1 pseudogene is annotated in these 366 nt (G+C 57.4%); it reads right to left on the bottom strand.

Annotated elements, in window-relative coordinates:
* Positions 1 to 77: 77 nt before the first annotated feature.
* Positions 78 to 366, bottom strand: a pseudogene (locus KP705_RS19410) (recombinase family protein); the annotation flags it as partial.

Here is a 366-nt window from a genome sequence, read left to right as displayed (position 1 = left end):
CGTGAATACTGTTCCCAAGTTGAAGCTTCACGCCACGGGATGCCAGGCTGTCGCCAATAAGCCGTGCATCAGGGACTGTTGAAGAACAACTTGCCCATTGGACCAGTCGGATCGTGAATACTGTTCCCAAGTTGAAGCTTCACGCCACGGGATGCCAGGCTGTCGCCAATAAGCCGTGCATCAGGGACTGAGCGGGGCAGTCGATCAAGCTTTGGTACGACCAAAGTATCGCCACAACCAACAGCCGCCAGTGCATGGTCAAGGCCGGCCCTTTCCCCGTGCGTGCCGGTGAAGCCCTTGTCGGTGTAAATACGATCGGCAGACACACCGAGTTTGAGCAGTTCCTGATGCTGGGCCGCGAGACCC

The sequence above is a fragment of the Gluconobacter sp. P1D12_c genome (assembly GCF_018812105.1).
GTDB lineage: Bacteria > Pseudomonadota > Alphaproteobacteria > Acetobacterales > Acetobacteraceae > Gluconobacter > Gluconobacter oxydans_A.
Note: the sequence above shows the minus strand (reverse complement) of the source record. Positions and strands in the feature narration are given on the sequence as shown.